Raw genomic sequence first — 20476 nt, forward strand, 5'->3', positions numbered from 1 at the left:
CAGCACCATGATCGCAACATCTGCCTGCATCGTCCTGAGCGGCTCCGCTCTCGCCTTTGATTTCCAGGCCACCACCCCCTGTGCGGCTGAGGTGGTGGAGGCGATGGCGCCCTTCTGGAGTGCGGACTGGGGCAATCCCTCCAGCCGCCAGCATCGGCTCGGCCTCAGCGCCTCTGCCGCGGTGAACGTGGCGCGGCGCCAGCTGGCGGAGGCGTTGGAGGTGAAACCGGAACGGCTGGTGTTCACCAGCGGTGCCACGGAAGCCAACAACCTGGCGCTGCTGGGCCATGCCCGCGCCCTGGGGAGCGGCCATCTGATCAGCGTGGCCACCGAACACCACGCCGTGCTGGATCCACTCCAGCAACTGCAACGGGAAGGCTTCAGCGTCACGCTGCTGACCCCAGGCCCCGATGGACTGATCAGCCCTGAGCAGCTGGAGGAGGCAATCACCCCCGAAACGCGGCTGGTGAGCGTGATGGCGGCCAACAACGAAATCGGCGTGCTCCAGCCGCTCGAGCAACTGGGAGCGGTTTGCCGCCGCCATGGCATCACCCTGCACAGCGATGGAGCCCAGGCCTTCGGGACGCTGCCGCTGAAACCTGATGCCCTGGGCGTTGATCTGCTCAGCCTCAGTGCCCACAAGCTCTACGGACCCAAGGGCATCGGCGCCCTGGTGCTGCGGGAGGAGATCGCCATCGAACCGCTGCAGTGGGGGGGCGGCCAGGAAGCGGGGCTCCGGGCCGGCACCCTACCCACCGCCTTGATCGTGGGCTTTGCCGCCGCCGCCCGCCTTGCGCTGCAGGAACAGGAGCAGCGCAACAGCCATCTTCAGCACCTGCGCGATCAGCTGTGGGAGGGCCTGCAGCAGCGCCTCCCCGGCGTGCTGCTCAATGGGGCCCTGCAGCCGCGCCTGCCCCACAACCTCAACATCAGCCTGCCCGGGGTGAACGGCAGCCGCCTGCACCGGGCCCTGCGCCCGCACCTGGCCTGCAGCAGTGGCTCCGCCTGCAGCAACGGCGCGCCGTCCCACGTGCTCCAGGCGATCGGCCGATCGCGGGCAGAAGCCGAAGCCTCCCTGCGTCTCAGCCTGGGGCGCGAGACCACAGCCAGCGACGTGGATCAGGCCATCACAGCGATCACCGACGCCGCAGCTGCCGCCGGGTTCCTCAGCGGTCGCTAAGCAGGGGCCACACGCTGGGCCACACGCCATTTGGCACTGCGGCTGCGGGGATTGGCCTCCTCCTCCTGCTCGGTGGCCACCACCGGCTTGCGGGTGATCCGCTGCAAGCGCTCATCGCGCAGGAAGGCGGTCTTGACGCGACGGTCTTCCAGGGAATGAAAGCTGATGATTCCCAGAAGCCCCTCGGGCTCGAGCCAGTCGGGGGCCTGCTGCAGCAGGCGATCCAGCACCCCCAGCTCATCGTTCACCGCAATCCGCAGGGCCTGAAAGGTGCGGGTGGCGGGGTGAATCCGCCCCCGCCGCGCCTTGGGGGGATAGCAACCGGCCACGGCGTAGGCCAAGGCCGCGGTGCCCTCATAGGAGCCCTTGTCCTTGAGGTCCGCTTTGATCCGCCGGGCGATACGACGGGAGAGCCGCTCCTCCCCGTAGCCATAGATCAGATCCGCCAGCTCGTTCTCCTCCAGGCGATCAATCAGTTCAGCCGCGGTCTCCCCCTCCCCGCCGGCATTCATCCGCATGTCCAGGGGACCATCCAGGCGAAAACTGAAGCCCCGCTCCGCCACATCCAGCTGCGGGCTGCTCACCCCCAGATCCGCCAGCACCATCACGGCGGGCTCGGGCGGCACATAGTCGGCAAAGTTGGTGGCCACGATCGAGACGCGATCGCCGAACGGGGCCAGACGCTCCGCTGCCGCGGCCCGGGCCGTGGCGTCCTGGTCCAGTCCGATCAGGCGCAGGCCGGGATGCTGTTCCAGCAACAGGGCGCTGTGGCCGCCGCCGCCAAGGGTGGCGTCGATCAACAGGCCATTCGCACGGGGAATCTGCCGGGCCGCATCCAGCACCGCATCGGCCAGCACGGGCACATGGCTGAAGGGGGGCACAAGCCGCAGGCGAAGACTCCTTAAGATCTACTCATCGATCGGACCATGGCTCCCATGACGCAGCTGGAAACGCGCACGGAGCCCATGGTGGTGAACTTCGGGCCCCACCACCCCTCCATGCACGGGGTGCTGCGGCTCGTGGTCACCCTTGATGGTGAGGATGTGGTCGACTGCGAACCGGTGATCGGTTACCTCCATCGCGGCATGGAGAAGATCGCCGAGAACCGCACGAACGTGATGTTCGTGCCCTACGTGAGCCGCATGGACTATGCGGCGGGGATGTTCTACGAGGCGATCGTCGTGAACGCCCCGGAAAAACTGGCGAACATCCCGGTGCCCAAGCGGGCGAGCTACATCCGGGTGCTGATGCTGGAACTCAACCGCATCGCCAACCACCTGCTCTGGCTTGGACCCTTCCTGGCAGACGTGGGGGCCCAGACCCCGTTCTTCTACATCTTCCGCGAGCGGGAGATGATCTACGACCTGTGGGAAGCCGCCACCGGCCAGCGGCTGATCAACAACAACTATTTCCGCATCGGCGGCGTTGCCGCAGATCTGCCCTGGGGCTGGCTGGAGAAATGCCGTGATTTCTGCGACTGGTTTGGCCCCAAGATCGATGAGTACGAAAAGCTGATCACCAACAACCCGATTTTCCGGCGCCGGATTGAAGGGTTGGGAACGATCGAGAAGGAAGACGCCATCAACTGGAGCCTCTCCGGACCGATGCTGCGCGCTTCCGGCGTGCCCTGGGATCTCCGCAAGGTGGATCACTACGAGTGCTACGACGACTTCGACTGGCAGGTGGCCTGGGAGAAGGAAGGCGACTGCTACGCCCGCTATCGCGTGCGCATCGAAGAAATGCGCCAGTCGCTCAAGATCCTGCGCCAGGCCTGCGACATGATCCCCGGCGGCCCCACCGAAAACCTCGAGGCCAAGCGCCTCAACGAAGGCAAGGGCAGCGACGCCGCTGGTTTCGACTTCCAGTACGTGGCCAAGAAGGTGGCGCCCACCTTCAAGATCCCCAACGGCGAGCTCTACACCCGGCTGGAGTCAGGCAAGGGCGAGATCGGCGTGTTCATCCAGGGCAACAACGACGTCACCCCTTGGCGCTTCAAGATCCGCGCTGCCGACAGCAACAACCTGCAGATCCTTCCCCACATCCTCAAGGGACACAAGGTGGCCGACATCATGGCCATCCTCGGTTCCATCGACGTGATCATGGGATCGGTGGATCGCTGATCTCTGAACCGTTTTCTGCGGCGGCTGCAAGGCACGGGCTATGTGCTGCCCGCGGTGCTCACCGGCGCCATGTGGCTGAAGGGCTTGCATCCAGGGATCCCCGGCCTCAGCTGCCCGCTTCGCGCCCTCACCGGTGTGCCCTGCCCCACCTGCTTTCTGACCCGCGCGACGGGGGCAGCACTCACCGGTGATCTAAGCGGATCGCTGGAATGGCATCTGTTTGGCCCCGTTGCCGCCCTGGGGCTGGTGTTCTGGAGTGTGCTGGCGCTCCAGCAACGGCGTCTCATCCCCAGAGGTCTTCCCCTCTGGCCCCTGCCGTTGGTGGCTGGAGGGTTGATCAGCTACTGGCTGCTGCGCCTGAGCACCAACAGCTGGCCCAGCGGCTGAGCGATCAGCGCAACAGTCCACGCTGATAGGCAACGTTCTGAAGGAAGAAGCTGGCCATGGGAATCACCACAAAGCCCCCCAGACCGCAGGTCACCAGGGCCAGCAGCCCCACAACGATGCCCGTCAACACCTCAAGCCCCACGAAGCTCAAGCCGTTTTCCGAGCGATACACCACCTGAAACGACTGGGAGAAGGCTTCACCGATGCCCATGTCGGTGACAAAGATGCGATTCACAAACACCGGCGTCACCAACGCCACGGCAATCCCGGGAAGGATGCAAAGCAGAAAGCCGATGGTGGTGACCAGCAAAAAAAACAGCCCCGCCAGCACATAACGCCACCAACGGCCGGTGAGCAGCTGAGCCGCCGTTGAAATCGTCACCACCTCACCGCGCTCGTAGTACAGGGCAGGAACGGCCACCAACAGCACCGACAACAGGCTGGCGAGGATGGAGAAAGGCAACTGAACCAATTGGGCGAGCACCGCTCCGAGCCCCAATACCGCATCACTGCTGCCGATGATCGCCGACACGGCAACGATGATCAGGCCATAGGCCAGACCAGCCAGCAGCGACAGCACGATTGAGCCCACCCAGCTCACCAGCACCACAGGGATGTGCTGCAGAAAGGCCTGCCAGGCCTTCTGAATGGACGGAGGCTCGAAGGCGATCGGCGCGGCCATGGTACGGGCGGGATTTCTGTCAGGGTGACAGTCGGCACCGGCTTGAACAACACATCGCCATGACCTCTGCCCCCTGGCTGGAGCTGAGTCGAACCGTGCGCTTCAGCGACACCGACGCCGCCGGCGTGATGCACTTCCAGCAGCTGCTGGGGTGGTGCCACCAGGCCTGGGAGGAAAGCCTGGAACGCTTCGGCCTGCCGGCGGGTTCAGTCTTCCCTGGCGGCCGCGGAGAGCAACCGAGCGTGGCTTTGCCGATCGTGCACTGCCATGCCGATTTCCGCGCCCCGGTGCAGCTGGGCGACAAGCTGCTGATCCGCCTGGAACCGGAACGGATCGATCCCAGCAGTTTTGCGGTGAACAGCCAGGTGCTGCTGGAGGAGCAGCTGGTGGCCAAAGGCTGCCTTCGTCATGTGGCCATCGACGCCCAAACCCGGCGCCGCTGTGCCCTGCCCGATGGCGTGGACCGTTGGCTGGAAGCATCAAGCCTCGGCCGCATCCAACCGCTCTAACCACTCCCGCCAGCGCTGGCGCTGCCATTTCCCCAGCGCGGAGGGGGCCAGGTCAGGGCACAACAGCCAACGCCGTGGCGTCTCCGCAGGCGGCCAAGGCCGAGTGAGGGCCTCAAGCCGCTGCAGCACCGCAGCATCAGAACTGCCCACCAGGGCCACCAGCCGCTGCCCCCACTCCGGATCATCCACAGCAAGAAGCAGCACGGCGCTCACCGGGAGCGATGCAGCCTGCAGCGCCACCATCAAGCGCTGCTCCAGCTGTTCAGGGAACACGGTTTCCCCACCGGAGTGGATGGCGCCATCGATGCGCCCCGCAATCTGAAGGCCTGGGGTCAACGCGGCCCGATCACCGGAGCGCCACCAGCCATCGCCATCCCTGAGCGGTTCCCACCGATCCGGCTGATCCGCCCGCCAATACCCCAGGGCCAACCGATCGGTGCGCACCTCAAGCGCCCCATCAGCCGCCAGCCGCAGCTCCACATCCACCAGCGGGTCCCCACACCCGGGCTCGCCGGCAAGAAAACGCTCCGGAGGCAGCGCCGCCACCATCGCCGCCGTCTCCGTCGACCCGTAACAGGGCGCCAACGGCAGCTGCAAGGCCCGCGCCTGCTCCGCCAACACAGCCGGGAGAGCAGCGCCACCGATCCAGATCAACTGCAGCCGCTGCAGAAAGGCCACCCCATCGGGATGGGCCAGCAGACGCGCCAGCTGCGTGGGCACCAACGACAGCAATGCATTGTTCTTTCCCCAAGCGGGCAGGCCCTGGCAAAACGCAAGCAATTCGGTGGGGGTTTTCATCAACCCCGGCACCAGTGGCTGATGCCCCGCGCCCCAGCAGCGGCTGCGCCACCAGGGCATCAGACCACTCACATGGGCCAGCGGCAGGGGGTTGAGCAGCAGGGTGGAGGCGGGGTCAACGCCAATCCCCGTCAACCAATGGGCGGTGGCGGCGGCCGAACGGTCCAGATGCAGCGACGGCTGGGCGCAGCAACGGCTGCCGCCAGTGCTGCCACCACTGCGCACCACCACCCCCGGGCCTGGAGGCAATTGAGCGATGGGGGCCGCGTCCGCCTCAGGCGAGAGGGGCATCCACTGCCCAGCCGCTAGCCCCTGCTCCAGCCGCTCGAGCTCGCTCATGGCGCCGCGGCCCAGACCTGCTCTGGATCGTTGGAGAACATCGGCCCCGCTGGCGTCCAGCCGGGGGCCAGGCCCGGTGCTGCCGGCGTGGGGCCCTGGGCCTGAAGACCGGCCAGATGCTCCAGCCAGCGCCGACCGATGCCGGTTTCAAAGGCCGTGCTCAGCATCCGTTGGGGCAGCCCCGCCTGCAGCTCCCGCAACAGCAGGCGGGGATCGCCCTCCAGCGCAGGCCGACGCACCTGCCAGCCACTCCAGCTGCTGCGCAGCTCGGGGTGCTGGTGAATCGATTCATCGAGGGCCACCGGCCCCAGCGCCGCCAACTGCTCCAGGCCGGCTTGATCCTCCACCGCCAGCGGCTGCTCCAACCAGTCCAAGCGAGGGTCATCGCGCAACCGCTGCATCCAGGCCTCAGCCGTGCTGCGATCCCAGCCGCCGTTGGCATCCAGACGCAGCCGGGCCGTTGGTGGCAACCGCTGGAGCAGCTGCTCGAGCAACTGACGCTCCAGGCCATCCGGCGCCGTGGCCACCTTCCACTTGAAGGTGCAGCTCTCCAGGCCACCCATCGATGCCGCAGCAACCTCCAGGGCCGAAAGCATCGCCTCGCCAGCCGGCAGCAACAGCGCCGGGGCAGGAGCCTTCAGCCAGCCCTGGGGTGCAGCAGCACCCACAACACCCTGCAGCTCCGCCAGCGCCGCCCCAAGGCCAAAACCCACCGGCCCTGGGGCCTCCCGCAACACAGCCTCCAGCTGAGCCTCAGGAAGCTCGTCCGGCAGCGCTGCGAGAGCCTGCTCACAAGCCGTGAACTGCTGCGGCTGCAGCGGAGCCACTTCGCCCCAGCCCACGGCCCCCTGCTCGTCATCCAGCCGCAGCAACCAGCCACAACGCTCCCGCAGCTCGCCGGCTGCCGTGCGCAGCGGCTGCAGCAGGGCAAAGCGGAAGCGGCGACGCTGCAACCGGAGCGTCATCCGCCCGTCCAGAAGCGCGCCAGAGCCAGGCCCGCACTCAGCCCCAGACCATTCCAGCCCTGGAAGCGCAGGGCCAGAAACTTACTGCCACTGATCAGCTCCGGCCGGTCGTGGTGGCGCTGGAGCAGACGCATCAGCTGCACACCGGCAGGAAGGCCGAGAGCGCTCAACAACACCGTCGGAGGCCAGTCCCCGTGCAGCACGGGCACCCACTCCAACGCCAGCGTCAAGGCCACAAACCAGGGCACCAAAGCTGCCGCCCGGGCCGTGCCCAGACGCACCACCGGCGAGCGTTTGCCATGGGCGGCGTCCTCCTCCACCTGATGGAAGTGGGAGCAGAACAACACCAGGGTGGTCGCCAGGGCGGGGCCTGATCCCAAGATCCAGGCCGTGCCCCAGGGAATCGATGCTGCCCCCCGGGGCTGCAGCACCACGAGGGCCGCTGCGGTGGCAAAGGGTCCAAAGGCCAGCCAGCACAGGGGCTCACCCAGGCCGCGGTAGCCCAGGCGGAACGGAGGGCCCTGGTACACGTAACCCAGGCCGCAGCAGACCAACACCAGGGCCAGCACGGCCCCACTGCTGCTCCAGGCCAACCCGGCCATCACCAGCAACCCCAGCACCAGCGCAGCGGTCGCCCCCTGGGCGACACGGTCCCGGCGGCCGGTGAGGTTCACCACGGAATGGGGCTTGCCGGTGGCATCCACCCCCGTGGCCGCATCAAAAACATCGTTGCTGAGGTTTTCCCAAAGCAACAGCAGGATCGCCGCCAGCACAAAGCCCCCCAACTGCAGCCAGCGCAGGGAGCCCGCCACCCCGAACTGCCATCCAGCCGCCAGCAGCACAGGCATCACGGCAACGGAATACATCGGCCACTTGATCGCTGCCTTCCACAAACGGCGCCGATCGGCGTAACGGGATGCGACAGCCTGCGGCTCAGACATGGACAGGACCCGTTCCCGCAGGGCGAAGACCCATACATTTGAGCAGTAACCCTGGCCGGAAACGCCGCGGATGTCGGCTGATTGTTGTTTCAGCACCCTCCTCTCCGCTGCCCAGCGGGGATGGTTGGCCTGTGACGGCGATGAAGCGCTGCTCAGCCTGGCCTTGCCGATCGAAGGGATCGATCCGCTTCTGGCCTTGCCGCAGCTGGCGGAGCAGGAAAGCCTGCAGGTGCTGTGGGACAGCGCCCCGGGCCTCTGTCTGGCTGCCGCAGGGCCCTGCCAGGAACTGGAGCTGGCCGGCAGCCGTCGCTTTGAGCAGGCCCAGCGCTTCGCCGACCTCTGCCTCAGCCGGCTGCACGACACGGCAGCGGACAGCCCGGCCCATGCACGGCCCCGGGTGCTGCTGCGCTTCCGCTTCTTTGACCAGGTGAGTGAACGCCGCCGCAGTGAAGCGGTGGTGCCATCGGTGCAGGCGGTGCTGCCCCGCTGGCAGCTCAGCCGTCAGGGACGCCGCGGCTGGCTGCGGCTGAATGGGGTCGTAAGCAGTGCAGCGGACTGCCGTGAGCTGGCGGAACAGCTCTGGCTCAAGCACGAACAGCTGCTCAAGACGCCAACGACGCCACCCCCCCTCAAGCCCCAGGCGCTGGTGGCGGCAACGGAACCGGAAACCTGGCGGCAGCGCTACGCCGCAGCCCTCACCCGCGGCATTGATCTGGTCAACAGCGGCGACCTGCACAAACTCGTGCTGGCGGTGCGGCACCGCATTGTTCTGGCCGACACCTTCGACCCCTTGCCGCTGTTGAAGCGGCTGCGGCGGCAGCAGGCCGGCAGCTGCCGTTTTCTCTGGCAGCGTCACACCGGCGATGCCTTCTTCGGTGCATCGCCGGAACGGCTGCTCAGCCTGCGCGCCGGTTGGCTGCGCAGCGATGCCCTGGCCGGCACGGCGGGGCAAGGGGATTCCGGGGCGCAGCTGCTGCGCTCCGACAAAGACCGCCGTGAACATGAATTGGTGGTGGAAACCATCACTGACCAACTGCGCCGCAACGGCTTGACACCCCGGCGTCGCCGCCAGCCCCAACTGGCCCGCCACGGCAACCTCACCCACCTGCACACCCCGATCACGGCCGAAACCCAGGGTCAACCCGTGCTGGCGCTGGCTGAACAGCTGCACCCCACCCCTGCCGTTGCCGGGTTGCCGCGACGCGACGCGATGGCCTGGTTGCGCACCCTCGAACCGTTTGAACGGGGCAGTTACGCAGCGCCGATCGGTTGGATCGACAGTGCCGGTGATGCCGAACTGCGAGTGGCGATCCGCTGCGGTCATGCCCGCGGCTGCGAGCTGGACCTCACCGCCGGAGCCGGCCTGGTGCGGGGATCCATAGCCGAGCGCGAGCTGCAGGAGGTAGGGCTGAAGCTGGCAGTGCTGGCGGACCAGCTGGAACTTCAGACCAGCGCGCGCAACCGCTCGATCGTCTGATCCGCCAGGGGCTGGTTCATCAATCGCTCCACTTCCCGCACCCCGGTGGGGCTGGTGACGTTGATTTCGCTGAGCATGCCGCCGATCACATCGATGCCCACGAAGAACAACCCCTCCGCCCGCAGCGCCGGGGCCAGGGCCGCACAGATCTGACGTTCCCGCTCGGTGAGTTTCGTGGCCTCCGCCTGGCCACCCACGGCCAGATTGCTGCGGAATTCTCCGGCTGACGGGCGACGGTTGATCGCCCCCAGGGGATCGCCGTCCACCAGCAGGATGCGCTTGTCACCCTCGCTCACGGACGGCAGAAAGGCCTGGGCCATCACCGGCAGGCGTTCCTGCTCCGTCACCAGCTCCAGCAGGGCCTTCAAGCCCGGCGCCTGGCCGTTGACCCGAATCACCCCCAAGCCGGCGCGGCCTCCCAGGGGTTTGAGCACGATCTCCTGCTGCTCCTCGGCGAACAACAGCAGTTCAGACACCCGCCCCGCCACCAGCGTGGGGGCCATCCAACGGCTGAAGCGCAAGGCCCCCAGCTTTTCGTTCCAGCTGCGCAGCGCACTGGGGCGATTGAGCACCCGCACCCCCGCTCGCTCGGCCACCTCCAACAGATGGGTGGCGTACAGATACGCCTCATCCACCGGCGGGTCCTTTCGCATCCAGATCACATCAAACCCAGCCAGGGCCTGACGTTCCGCCACCCCAACCGTGATCCAGGGCTCCGGCGTGACCGGCAGGGCAATCGCGAGGGGTTCATCGCCCCGCGCAATCAGATCGGCAGGCGTGCAGGCCCACACCTCATCGCCGGCGCGATGGGCGGCCTGCATCAGTGCAGCGGAGGAATCCTTGGCTGGATTGATCTGCCCCAGCGGATCCAGAACGAACAGCTGGCGCATCGATCAGACCTTCAGCAGCGCATCGAGCTCACCGGCGCGATCCAGGGCATGAAGATCGTCACAGCCACCGATGTGGCGATCGTCGATGTACACCTGCGGAACGCTGCGGCGACCATCACCCCGCGCCGCCATGGCATCCCGAGCCGGCTCATCACCATCCACGCTGTGTTCGGTGTAGCTCACCCCTTTGCGATCCAGGAGCCCCTTGGCGCGGACACAGAACGGGCAGGTTTGCCAGGTGTAGATCTCAACCTTGGCCATTGCGTTGGTGATGCCGGTGGTCGGATCCTATGCAGCTACTGCGCTGATAGCGTCAGAGGCTGATCAGGACCGAGTCCTTGCTGGATCTCACCGACTTCAAACGCGATCTCTCCGAGCTCACTGACCGCCTGGGCAATGCCCAGGACTGTCTTTGACGTTCCTGCACTGAACGCCAGGCAACAGGATCTCGAACAACTCGCGGCCCAGCCCGATTTCTGGGATGACCAGCAGAACGCCCAGAAGCAGATGCGGCGTCTGGATGAGGTGAAGGCCCAGCTGTCTCAGCTGGCCGGATGGCGCGCTGCGGTCGACGACGCCCAGGCCACCCTTGAGCTTTATGAGCTGGAGCCCGATGAGGACCTGCTGCAGGAAGCTCAGAACGGGCTGAACCAGCTGCGCCAGGGGCTGGACCGCTGGGAACTGGAGCGTCTGCTCAGCGGCGAATACGACAAAGAGGGTGCGGTTCTCAGCATCAATGCAGGTGCTGGCGGAACAGATGCCCAGGACTGGGCTCAGATGCTGCTGCGCATGTACACCCGCTGGGCGGAAGACCGCGGCATGAAGGTGACCGTGGACGAACTCTCCGAAGGGGAGGAAGCCGGGATCAAGAGCTGCACGATCGAGATCGAAGGGCGCTACGCCTACGGCTACCTGCGCAACGAAAAGGGCACCCACCGCCTGGTGCGCATCTCGCCGTTCAACGCCAACGACAAGCGCCAGACCAGCTTTGCCGGCATCGAGGTGATGCCGAAGCTGGAGGAGGAAGTCGACATCGACATCCCCGAAAAGGACCTCGAAGTCACCACCTCACGCTCCGGTGGCGCCGGCGGCCAGAACGTGAACAAGGTGGAAACCGCCGTGCGGATTCTCCACATCCCCACCGGCCTGGCCGTGCGTTGCACCCAGGAACGCTCCCAGCTTCAGAACAAGGAAAAAGCGATGGCCCTGCTCAAGGCCAAGCTGCTGGTGATCGCCCAGGAACAACGGGCCGCCGAAATCGCCGACATTCGCGGCGACATCGTTGAAGCGGCCTGGGGCAACCAGATCCGCAACTACGTGTTTCACCCGTACCAAATGGTGAAAGACCTGCGCACCAATGAAGAAACCAACGATGTGCAAGCGGTGATGGATGGGGCCCTCGACCCGTTTATCGATGCCTGTTTACGCCAGGGTGTCGACAGCCCCGGCGCCGACGCCGATTCCTGATCCCATGGCCAGCGAGAGCACCCCACCGCCGAGCTTCGTCAAACAGGCCATGCGCAACATGGTGCGCAAGGGCAGCAAGAGCCTGTTTCACTTCGGCCTCACCGCCATGGGCTTCCTCGGCTTCATCACCCTCGTGGCTTGGCTGGGGCGGCCGACCCTGCCGGGTTAGGCATGGAGCTCGACCTCGCACTGGATCGGGAGGGGGTGACGCTGCAACCCTCCGACAGCACCGATCTGCTCGATGAAACGGCCTGGCTCCAGCAGCTGGAGCACTGGCTCAACGGCATCTGCGGGGATGCAAGCCTCGACTGCCCAACCCTGGTGCGTGCGGCTGAGGAGATCAGCCTGGGGCTGCGCTTCACCGACGACGCCACCATCGCGGATCTGAACAGCGCCTGGCGCCAGAAAACAGGCCCCACGGATGTGTTGTCGTTTGCCGCCCTCGACGACGCCGGCGACTGGATGGAAGGCCCCAGCATCGAACTGGGAGACATCGTCGTCTCCCTGGAGACGGCCCGGCGTCAGGCCCAGGAACAGGGGCACAGCCTGCAGCGGGAATTGCGCTGGCTGGTGAGCCATGGCCTGCTGCACCTGCTGGGCTGGGACCATCCCGATGACGAGAGCCTTGCCGCAATGCTGGCCCTGCAGGAGAGGCTTCTTGGGGATGGGTGACCTGGACAACCCGGGTAGTCTTCGTAAAGCGGGCGTGTGGCCTGCGGAGTCCGAGTTCCGTTCCGATGACCACTGAATCGCCCCGGACAGCCTCCGCAGACGCAGCTTCAGAGGAGGTGGCCATGGTGCCCAACGCGATGCGACGACGGGGCAGCTGGCGCATCGCCGGTGATCTGCCCTCGAGTTTTCGCTACGCGGCTCAGGGCCTCGGCTACGCCTTCCTCACCCAGCGCAACTTCCGCATCCATGTGGTGACGGGGCTGGTGGTGTTTGGCCTGGCCACCTGGCTGCAACTGGATCTGATCCGCCTGGCCGTGCTGGTGCTTACGGTGGCTGCCGTTCTGGTGTTGGAGCTGCTGAACACAGCGATGGAAGCGGTGGTGGATCTGGCCATTGGCCGGCGTTATCACCCCTTGGCCCGCATCGCCAAAGACTGTGCTGCCGCCGCCGTGCTGACAGCCGCCATCAGCTCCTTGCTGATCGCTCTGTTTCTCCTGCTTCCGCCGCTCCTGCTCCGCCTGGGGCTCTGACTCCCGATTCGCAGATGCTGCTGGTCATCGACAACTACGACAGCTTCACCTTCAATCTGGTGCAGTACTTCGGTGAGCTCGCCGCCCAGCATCCGGTGGCAGCCGATCTGCAGGTGCATCGCAACGACGCCATCAGCCTGGAGCAGATCCGTGCCCTGAAACCCGACGCGATCCTGCTCTCTCCAGGCCCTGGCGACCCGGATCAATCAGGCGTCTGCCTCGACATCCTCAAAGAGCTTTCCGCAACGGTGCCCACCCTGGGGGTGTGCCTGGGCCATCAGGCCATCGCCCAGGTGTACGGCGGCCGGGTGGTGCGCGCCCAGCAGCAGATGCACGGGAAAACCTCCCCCGTGCTGCACAAGAGCGACGGCGTGTTCGCGGGACTGCCCCAACCGCTGACGGCCACCCGCTACCACTCCCTGATCGCCGAACGCGACAGCCTGCCAGACTGCCTCGAGGTAACCGCCTGGCTCGAGGACGGCACGATCATGGGCCTGCGGCACCGCGACCACCACCACCTTCAGGGGGTGCAGTTCCACCCCGAGAGCGTGCTCACCGATCAAGGCCACCAACTGCTGGCCAATTTCCTGCGGGAAGCCAAGGGATAACGCTGTTAGCGTCCGGATCACGTTCAACCCCTCCCATGTCCGTCCTGCGTTCCGCCGTGACCGCCGCTGCAGGCCTGGCACTTAGCCTCACGTCAACGGCCTTGGCGGGCGATGGGGTGTCGATCAGCAGCTACGGGCAACGGGCATTGCTGATCCAGGGGGGCGGCCAGTCGGTGCTGCTCAACCCCTACAAGGCCGTGGGCTGTGCAGCAGGCCTGCCCGAGCCTCGGCTGACGGCCAGCGTTGTTCTGGCCAATTCCGAACTCGCCGATGAAGGGGCCCGCGACGTGGCCGGCGGCCGCTTTCTCGCCCAGCCCGGCTCTTATCGCATCGGCGGCCTGAGTCTTGAGGGCTTTGCCAATCCCCACGACCGCGTGGGCGGACGCCGCTTTGGCAATGCCACCCTGTGGCGCTGGCAGCAGGGAGGCCTCAGCTTTGCCCATCTCGGTGCCACCGCTGGAAAGCTCACGGCTGCTGACCGGGTGCTGCTCGGCAACCCCGATGTGCTGATCATCGGCGTGGGTGGCGGCAGCAAGATCTACAGCGCAGAAGAAGCTGCTGCGCTGGTGAATCAGTTGAATCCCAAGCGCGTCATTCCTGTGCAGTACGTCAACGACGAGGCACCTGAAGGCTGCGATCAGGAGGGTGTTCAGCCCTTCCTCGATGCCATGGGTGGCACCGCTGTGCGCCGGGTGGGCCGGAGCCAAACCCTGCCAGGCCGCCTCGACGACACCACCGTGATCACAGTGATGCAGTGATCAGCGCCTTCAGCTGATTTCTGTCCCAACCTGCCAGCACAGCCAACAGCAACATCACCCTGGCTTTCTGGGGATTGAGGCTCCCTGCCGGCAACAGCCCGAGCCGTTCGTCGTCGGAATCCCTGTGCACTGGGCCGGTCCCACAGCGGTTGGCCCTCAGCATCAACGGCCGCTTCCCTGGCCAAGCCTCAAGCACCGAACGCTCAGCGGCCGACAACTGGCCGGCGCCCGTGCCGGTGAACACCAGGCCCGCAACACCGGCATTGAGACAGGCGCTGAGCACGAGCGGCTCAGGCTCCACACAGCCGTAAATGATCGGCACCTGGGGCCATTGCTCAGGCAGATCGAGGCCAGCGAAGGGCACCTGCCGAGGTCCGCTCGCCATGGGCAGATGAACGCCAACGTCGTCCACCCAGCCCAAGGGCCCACGACCAAGACTGGCGAACGCCCCCACCCCCTGGGTGGCCAGCTTGGTGACCCGCTCGGCAGCATGGATCTGTCCATCCATCACCACCAACACGCCGTGGCCACGCGCTGCGGGGCTCAAGGCGACCTGCACCGCCTGCAACAAATTGAGGGGGCCATCGGCACTGAGGGCCGTGGCCGGCCGCATCGCTCCCACCAGCACCACCGGCCGGGGATCATCGATCAACAGCTGCAGCAACCAGGCGGTTTCTTCCAACGTGTTGGTGCCATGGGTGATCACCACCCCAGCCAGCTCTGGGTCCGATGCAAAGGCATCACGAATGCGCTCCACCAGCGCGCGCCAATGGGCAAACAACAGGTCGGAGCTGTCGACATTGGCCACCTGCTCCATCGAAATCGCTGCCAGCTCCTGCAGCTGTGGCACCGCCGCCAGCAGGGCATCGCCCCCCAGCACGCCCGCGGTGTAGTCGTTCAGCGTTGCGCTGTCGGCCGCGCAGCCGGCAATGGTGCCGCCGGTGGCCAGCAGCAGCAGGCGGTTCATGGCTCCAGGGGGAGGAACGCCTCCATGAAGCGCTGCATCTGGCTGGTGGTGCCGATGCTCACCCTGAAGCACCCATCAATCAGAGGCTTGCCCGCCATCGAACGCACCAGGATTCCCGCCTCGCGCAACGCCGCATCCACGGCATCAACGGGGCGATGGGGCCAGATCAGCAGATAGTTGCCGCCATCGCAGTGGTGCTTCACGCCAGCATCCCGCAGCGCCTGCAAGGTCCAATCGCGGGCCCGCAGCACCTCGGCCACGTAGGCATCCACATAGGACTGATCGGCCAAGGCAGCAAACGCCGCGGCCACGGCGACGCTGTTGACGTCGTAGGGCCCCGTGACGCGGCTCACCCGATCCACCACATCGGCATGACCGATCGCAAAGCCAATCCGCAAACCCGCCAAACCAGCTGTTTTAGCCAGGGAGCGGAAGACCACCAGATTCGGTGTGGCCGTGAAATCTGCGCTCGGCAGCACACTGTCTCCGGTGAAGGCCTCGTAGAGCTCATCCACCACCACCAAGGTGCCCGGGGCTGAGGCCGCCAAAGCAAGCACCTCTTCTGCCGCCAAGCGCGTGCCGGTGGGGTTGTTGGGGTTGCAGATCAACAGCAACCGCGGCCTGCGAGCCGCCAATGCCTCCCGAATGGCCGCCAAGGGGAAGTCAAACGTCTCGCTCTCGTAGGGAATCGCCTCGATCGTCATTCCCTGCATCCCGGCGCAGGGGCTGTAGTACCCGAAGGTGGGCGCCGTGGTGAGCAAGGTCTCACCGGCATCGCCATAGGCCTGAAACACCGCATGGATGGCGGCATCCACCCCGTTGAACAGGCCCACCTGATCCGGCTTCAATCCAGGCCGGCAGCCGGTTTCCACCAGGTTCTGGAGCACCGCGTCCCGCAGGCCGTCGTACTCCGGGTACACGGCAATCTCTTCAGTGCTGAAGTTGCGCAGCGCCTGGGCCACCAGGGGGCTGGGGCCGATGGTGTTCTCGTTGAAATCCAGCCGCAGCATCTGGCGGCGGCCCTCCAACGGCGCGCTGTAGGCCTTGAGCTGCTCCACGGCTGCGCGAGCCGCTGGAGCACCACCGGGTGTGAACGGTTGAGTGTTGTCGCTCACATGCGGTCCAGGGTGGCGATGCCCAGCAGTCCGAGCCCCAGTCTGAGGGTGTCGGCCGTCAAACGGCAGAGGGCGAGGCGGGATGCCAGCGCTTCAGGATCGGCCTTGAGCACCGGCACCTGGTCGTAGAAACGGTTGAACACCTGGCTGAGCTCAAACAGATAGCTGCACAAGCGGTTGGGCAGCAGCTCCTCCTCCACCTCAGCAATCACGGCATCGAACTTGAGCAGCTCCCGCACGAGGGCCCACTCCTGGGGCTCGCTGAACTGCAGTTGAGCATTGGTGGCCGCAAGGTCGCCCCCCTTGCGGGCGATACCGGCGATGCGCACCACGGCATAGAGGAGATAGGGCGCCGTGTTGCCCTGCAGCGCCAGCATCCGATCGAAGGAGAACTGGTAATTGGTGATCCGGTTCTGGCTGAGGTCGGCGTATTTCACCGCCGCCAAACCCACGGTGCCCGCCACATGCTGGATGAACTCCTCCGACTCGCTGCGCTCCTCCTCCTTCAGACGTGAACGCAGATCGGTTTCGGCGCGCTCGACGGCTTCATCGAGCAGATCCCGCAGACGCACGGTGTCTCCCGCACGGGTCTTGAGCTTCTTGCCGTCCTCCCCCTGCACCAGGCCAAAGGGCACGTGCTCGAGGCGCGCACCATCCGGGATCCAGCCGGCCCGTTCGGCCACCTGGAACACCCCGGCGAAATGGTTCGCCTGGCCGGCATCGGTGACGTACACCACCCGCCTGGCACCATCCCCCTCCGGCGCCGCACCGAAGCGGTAGCGAATCGCCGCCAAGTCAGTGGTGGCGTAATTGAAGCCACCATCGCTCTTCTGCACGATCACCGGCAGGGGCTTGCCGTCCTTGCCCTGCACACCCTCGAGGAACACACACTGGGCACCGTCATCGGTGACCAGCAGCTCAGCCGTCTTCAAGCCATCAATCACTGCCGGCAGCAAGGGGTTGTAGAACGACTCGCCGCGCTCGCTGAGGCGGATGTCGAGCCGGTCGTAGATCTTCTGGAACTCGCGCCTCGACTGATCGCAGAGCAGGCCCCAGGCCTTGAGCGACACCGGGTCGCCCCCCTGCAGCTTCACCACCTCATCGCGGGAGGTGGACTGGAAGGCTTCATCGTCATCGAAGCGCTTCTTGGCCTCGCGGTAGAAGGCCACCAGGTCTCCCAGATCCACCGCGTCGGCGGTGTCCAGGGCTTCCGGCGCCACCTGCTTGAGGTGGGTGATGAGCATGCCGAACTGGGTGCCCCAGTCGCCCACGTGATTGAGGCGCAGCACCGGATGGCCCCGGAACTCCAGCACCCGCGCCAGGGAGTCGCCAATGATCGTGGAGCGCAGATGCCCCACATGCATTTCCTTGGCGATGTTGGGGCTGGAGAAATCCACCACCACCGGCGCCGGGTTCTCCACCGCCGGCACGCCAAGCCGTTCGTCCCCCAGCCGGGCCGATACCTCCGCCGCCAGACGCTCCGGACGGATCGTGAGGTTGATGAAGCCCGGCCCGGCGATCTGCGGCTCCAGGCAGAGATCGGTGAAGGCGGGATCGGCCTGCAGCTGTTCCACGATCGCCGTGGCGATCTGCCGAGGAGCCTGCTTCAAGGGCTTGGCCAGGGGCAGCGCGCCATTGGCCTGGAAGTCGCCGAATTCCGGCTTGCTGGCAGGGGCCAGCTGGGGGTCCAGCCCCGCATCTGCCTCCGGGAAGGCCCGTTGCATCGCCGCCCGCAGCTGGGCATCCAGGGACTGGGACAGGCTGAGCATGGGCAGTGCGTGGCCGGGGGAATCCGGCTCTGATCATCCCTCTTCAGGTGAAACGCATGCTCAGATCGAGCCAGCGGCTCCGGGTGACCGGCGCGCTGGTGGAGATCAGATCAATGCCGGTGGCGGCGTAGGCCTGCAACTGCTCGGGCTGAATGCCGGAGGCCTCCAGCACCACCACACCGGTGCTGCAGTCCCGCAGGCGCGGCACCAGCTGCGTGAGCTGCTCAGGGCTGAATTCATCCAGCAGCACCCCATTGGCGCCCGCCTGCACCGCCTCCAGCGCCTGAGCCTCCGTCTCCGCTTCCACAATCACGGCCGTGGGCCAGGGGGCCTGCTCACGCACAGCCGCGATGGCCGCCGTGATGCCCCCCGCCCAGGCGATGTGGTTCTCCTTGAGCATCGCGGCGTCATCCAGCCCCATGCGGTGGTTGATGCCGCCGCCGCAGCGCACCGCGTATTTCTCTAGCAGACGAAGCCCAGGGGTGGTCTTGCGGGTGTCGGCCAGACGCACACCGGTGCCCTGGAGCTGGGCCACCAATTCAGCCGTGGCGGTGGCGATGCCCGAAAGCCGCATGGCCAGGTTCAAGGCGGTGCGTTCCCCGGCCACCAAAGCCGTGGCAGGCCCCTGCAGCTCCAGCAGGCAGTCCCCGGCCTCGACGGCCTCGCCGTCCTGCCGCAGCAGGCGAAGGCTCACCCCGGGATCCAGACGCTGGAACAAGCGCTGCACCAACGGACCACCGCAGAACCGGCCAGGCTGTTTGGCGACCCAATGGGCCTGACCCTGCTGGCCCTGCAAGGCAGCCGCCGTCAGATCACCGCGGCCGATGTCTTCCGCCAGCCAGGCCTCCAGGGCAGCGGTGAGTGCTGGGGATTGCCAGTCCAAACCGTTTCAGACGTCCGCTGAACCTATTTTCCGATGCAGAAGCGCGAAAACACCCGATCCAGCACCGCTTCGGTGAGCTCTTCCCCGGTGATCTCCCCCAGCGCGCGGATCGCCTCCCGCAGGTCGATGGTCCAGAAGTCCCAGGGCAGCTGCTGAGCCGCCACCTCCTGGCTGCGGGCCAGGGCTTCGGCGGCTTGGGCAGCCAGATCGCGTTGGCGTTGGTTCAGCGCCAGCAACACCCCTTCGGTTCCTGCAGCACCACAACGCTCCAGCAAGGCCTGCACCAGGTCGGCCTCCCCCGTGCCCTCCAAGGCCGACAACTGAACATCCACCGGCTGGGGGAAGGTCCCCGCTGGAAGGTCAGCCTTGTTGGCAACAAGGATCCTGGGGATCTGCTTGGGGATGCGCGCCAGCAAGGCTGCGTCTTCGGCGGTCCAGCCCGCATGGCCGTCGAGCACCAACAGCACCACATCTGCCGTGGCCAGCGCTTCCTCGCTGCGGGCAATCCCCAGCTGCTCCACCGCGTCATCGGTGCTGCGGATGCCGGCGGTGTCGAGCAAGGTGATCGGCACCCCTTCCAGCACGATCTCGCTCTCCAGCAGATCCCTGGTGGTGCCGGGCAGATCGGTCACGATCGCCCGCTCGCGTCGGCTGAGCCGATTGAGCAGGGAACTTTTTCCCACGTTGGGGCGACCCACCAGGGCCACCCGCAGGCCGTGGCGCAGGGCATCGCCCCGCTCGCCGTCCCGCACCAACTGCTGAAGCTCCAGACGCACGGCTTGCAGCTGGTGCAGCAAAGCCTCGCCATCGAGGGGGGGCAGGTCCTCCTCGAAATCCACCCGAGCCTCCAACTCCGTGAGCTGATCGAGCAGCCGTTCCCGCAGCGCCGTGATCTGGGCCTGAATGCCGCCATCGAGACCCGCCATCGCCAACTCGGCCGCGCGGCGACTACGGGCCGCCACCAGCTCACTCACCGCCTCGGCACGGGTGAGATCGAGCCGACCATTGAGCACGGCCCGCTGGCTGAACTCGCCCGGCAGGGCCCGCCGCACTCCCGGCTGCCGCAGCACCTGTTCCAACACCCGCTGCACGGCGATCACCCCGCCATGGCAGTGGATCTCCACCACGTCCTCACCGGTGAAGCTGCGGGGCCCACACATCACCAAGAGCAGCACCTCATCGAGACGGCGGCCCTCGCCATCCATCACATGGCCGTACAACACCCGGTGCGATCCCCACTCCTGCCGGCCCGGGCAGTGCACCACGCTGCGCCCCGTCGCTTCCGCAGCCGGCCCGGAAAGACGAATCACGGCGATGCCGCCCTGGCCTGGGGCCACGGCGGTGGCCACGGCCGCAATCGTGTCGGTGCTGGGCACAGCAGTCGCCGCTGATGATCCATACCTAGGATCCGGCCGATTT

At 66.4% G+C, this 20476-nt stretch carries 23 protein-coding genes; 11 read left to right on the plus strand and 12 right to left on the minus strand.

Annotation, left to right across the window (positions count from 1 at the left end; genetic code table 11):
* The first annotated feature begins 7 nt into the window (after positions 1–7).
* The gene (locus SynRS9907_RS12775) at positions 8–1180 is read left to right on the plus strand and encodes a cysteine desulfurase family protein (RefSeq protein WP_188021267.1); all 1173 of its coding nucleotides are present in this window, start codon (positions 8–10) and stop codon (positions 1178–1180) included.
* On the opposite strand, the gene rsmH is transcribed toward SynRS9907_RS12775, so the two are convergent.
* Complete coding sequence (rsmH, locus tag SynRS9907_RS12780) at positions 1177–2061, minus strand: 16S rRNA (cytosine(1402)-N(4))-methyltransferase RsmH (protein WP_188021268.1); 885 nt, start codon at positions 2059–2061, stop codon at positions 1177–1179. The two genes, SynRS9907_RS12775 and rsmH, sit on opposite strands and share 4 nt — an antisense overlap.
* A gap of 54 nt (positions 2062–2115) precedes the next feature.
* Here rsmH and SynRS9907_RS12785 point away from each other — a divergent pair, with 54 nt between their 5' ends.
* Together SynRS9907_RS12785 and SynRS9907_RS12790 are read left to right on the plus strand one after the other, a co-directional pair.
* The gene (locus SynRS9907_RS12785; protein ID WP_115009907.1) at positions 2116–3300 is read left to right on the plus strand and encodes an NAD(P)H-quinone oxidoreductase subunit H; all 1185 of its coding nucleotides are present in this window, start codon (positions 2116–2118) and stop codon (positions 3298–3300) included.
* A gap of 42 nt (positions 3301–3342) precedes the next feature.
* The gene (locus SynRS9907_RS12790) at positions 3343–3687 is read left to right on the plus strand and encodes a DUF2752 domain-containing protein (RefSeq protein WP_370586613.1); all 345 of its coding nucleotides are present in this window, start codon (positions 3343–3345) and stop codon (positions 3685–3687) included.
* A gap of 4 nt (positions 3688–3691) precedes the next feature.
* Here the strand turns inward: SynRS9907_RS12790 and SynRS9907_RS12795 are convergent, their stop codons facing one another.
* On the minus strand, positions 3692–4369 hold the full coding sequence (locus SynRS9907_RS12795; protein ID WP_188021269.1) for a hypothetical protein: 678 nt from the start codon (positions 4367–4369) through the stop codon (positions 3692–3694).
* A gap of 59 nt (positions 4370–4428) precedes the next feature.
* On the opposite strand from SynRS9907_RS12795, the gene SynRS9907_RS12800 reads away from it, so the two are divergent.
* Positions 4429–4878 carry a thioesterase family protein gene (locus SynRS9907_RS12800; protein WP_188021270.1) on the plus strand — a complete coding sequence of 150 codons (450 nt, stop codon included), beginning with the start codon at positions 4429–4431 and terminating at the stop codon, positions 4876–4878.
* Here SynRS9907_RS12800 and SynRS9907_RS12805 read toward each other — a convergent pair.
* The 3 genes from SynRS9907_RS12805 to menA are packed head-to-tail and all read right to left on the minus strand — an operon-like array spanning position 4849 to position 7921.
* Positions 4849–6015, minus strand: coding sequence for an AMP-binding protein (locus SynRS9907_RS12805; protein WP_188021271.1), 1167 nt, complete (start codon positions 6013–6015; stop codon positions 4849–4851). The genes SynRS9907_RS12800 and SynRS9907_RS12805 overlap by 30 nt on opposite strands.
* Positions 6012–6980 (minus strand): o-succinylbenzoate synthase, encoded by a 969-nt coding sequence (gene menC / locus SynRS9907_RS12810; protein ID WP_188021272.1) that lies wholly within the window; start codon positions 6978–6980, stop codon positions 6012–6014. Before menC ends, SynRS9907_RS12805 begins: the two co-directional genes overlap by 4 nt.
* Positions 6977–7921 carry a 2-carboxy-1,4-naphthoquinone phytyltransferase gene (menA, locus tag SynRS9907_RS12815; protein ID WP_188022487.1) on the minus strand — a complete coding sequence of 315 codons (945 nt, stop codon included), beginning with the start codon at positions 7919–7921 and terminating at the stop codon, positions 6977–6979. The genes menC and menA overlap by 4 nt, the downstream gene beginning before the upstream one ends.
* 70 nt (positions 7922–7991) lie before the next feature.
* Here menA and SynRS9907_RS12820 point away from each other — a divergent pair, with 70 nt between their 5' ends.
* Entirely contained in the window at positions 7992–9398 is a 1407-nt protein-coding gene (locus tag SynRS9907_RS12820; protein ID WP_188021273.1) for an isochorismate synthase MenF, read from the plus strand.
* On the opposite strand, the gene gshB is transcribed toward SynRS9907_RS12820, so the two are convergent.
* Both gshB and grxC read right to left on the minus strand, forming a co-directional pair.
* Positions 9365–10288 carry a glutathione synthase gene (gshB, locus tag SynRS9907_RS12825; protein WP_188021274.1) on the minus strand — a complete coding sequence of 308 codons (924 nt, stop codon included), beginning with the start codon at positions 10286–10288 and terminating at the stop codon, positions 9365–9367. The genes SynRS9907_RS12820 and gshB overlap by 34 nt on opposite strands.
* A gap of 3 nt (positions 10289–10291) precedes the next feature.
* Complete coding sequence (grxC, locus tag SynRS9907_RS12830) at positions 10292–10549, minus strand: glutaredoxin 3 (RefSeq protein WP_188021275.1); 258 nt, start codon at positions 10547–10549, stop codon at positions 10292–10294.
* Between the two features lie 77 nt (positions 10550–10626).
* Between grxC and prfB the strand changes: the two genes are divergently transcribed.
* From prfB to SynRS9907_RS12860, 6 genes are all read left to right on the plus strand, one after another.
* A protein-coding gene (gene prfB / locus SynRS9907_RS12835; RefSeq protein WP_188021276.1) for a peptide chain release factor 2 occupies positions 10627–11755 on the plus strand; the annotation gives its coding sequence in 2 pieces (ribosomal slippage) (positions 10627–10701 and positions 10703–11755; 1128 coding nt in all).
* 4 nt (positions 11756–11759) lie between these two features.
* Positions 11760–11924 carry a DUF3285 domain-containing protein gene (locus SynRS9907_RS12840; protein WP_071840165.1) on the plus strand — a complete coding sequence of 55 codons (165 nt, stop codon included), beginning with the start codon at positions 11760–11762 and terminating at the stop codon, positions 11922–11924.
* Between the two features lie 2 nt (positions 11925–11926).
* Entirely contained in the window at positions 11927–12427 is a 501-nt protein-coding gene (gene ybeY / locus SynRS9907_RS12845; protein WP_188021277.1) for an rRNA maturation RNase YbeY, read from the plus strand.
* A gap of 122 nt (positions 12428–12549) precedes the next feature.
* Positions 12550–12957 carry a diacylglycerol kinase family protein gene (locus SynRS9907_RS12850; protein ID WP_244272960.1) on the plus strand — a complete coding sequence of 136 codons (408 nt, stop codon included), beginning with the start codon at positions 12550–12552 and terminating at the stop codon, positions 12955–12957.
* A 14-nt stretch (positions 12958–12971) separates the two neighbouring features.
* Positions 12972–13565, plus strand: a complete 594-nt coding sequence (locus SynRS9907_RS12855) for an aminodeoxychorismate/anthranilate synthase component II (RefSeq protein WP_188021279.1) — start codon at positions 12972–12974, stop codon at positions 13563–13565.
* Between the two features lie 35 nt (positions 13566–13600).
* Positions 13601–14323, plus strand: coding sequence for an MBL fold metallo-hydrolase (locus SynRS9907_RS12860; RefSeq protein WP_188021280.1), 723 nt, complete (start codon positions 13601–13603; stop codon positions 14321–14323).
* Here the strand turns inward: SynRS9907_RS12860 and SynRS9907_RS12865 are convergent.
* Genes SynRS9907_RS12865 through mnmE form a run of 5 tightly spaced genes read right to left on the minus strand, consistent with a single transcriptional unit; the run spans position 14307 to position 20433 of the window.
* Positions 14307–15290, minus strand: coding sequence for an asparaginase (locus tag SynRS9907_RS12865; RefSeq protein WP_188021281.1), 984 nt, complete (start codon positions 15288–15290; stop codon positions 14307–14309). The two genes, SynRS9907_RS12860 and SynRS9907_RS12865, sit on opposite strands and share 17 nt — an antisense overlap.
* Positions 15287–16405, minus strand: a complete 1119-nt coding sequence (locus SynRS9907_RS12870) for a histidinol-phosphate transaminase (RefSeq protein ID WP_188021282.1) — start codon at positions 16403–16405, stop codon at positions 15287–15289. The genes SynRS9907_RS12865 and SynRS9907_RS12870 overlap by 4 nt, the downstream gene beginning before the upstream one ends.
* Entirely contained in the window at positions 16402–18174 is a 1773-nt protein-coding gene (argS, locus tag SynRS9907_RS12875; protein ID WP_188021283.1) for an arginine--tRNA ligase, read from the minus strand. The genes SynRS9907_RS12870 and argS overlap by 4 nt, the downstream gene beginning before the upstream one ends.
* A gap of 43 nt (positions 18175–18217) precedes the next feature.
* Positions 18218–19057: a carboxylating nicotinate-nucleotide diphosphorylase gene (gene nadC / locus SynRS9907_RS12880; protein WP_188021284.1), complete on the minus strand. Its 840-nt coding sequence runs from the start codon at positions 19055–19057 to the stop codon at positions 18218–18220.
* 23 nt (positions 19058–19080) lie between these two features.
* Positions 19081–20433 carry a tRNA uridine-5-carboxymethylaminomethyl(34) synthesis GTPase MnmE gene (mnmE, locus tag SynRS9907_RS12885; protein ID WP_188021285.1) on the minus strand — a complete coding sequence of 451 codons (1353 nt, stop codon included), beginning with the start codon at positions 20431–20433 and terminating at the stop codon, positions 19081–19083.
* Positions 20434–20476: the final 43 nt, after the last annotated feature.

It is taken from the genome of Synechococcus sp. RS9907, assembly GCF_014279615.1.
GTDB lineage: Bacteria > Cyanobacteriota > Cyanobacteriia > PCC-6307 > Cyanobiaceae > Parasynechococcus.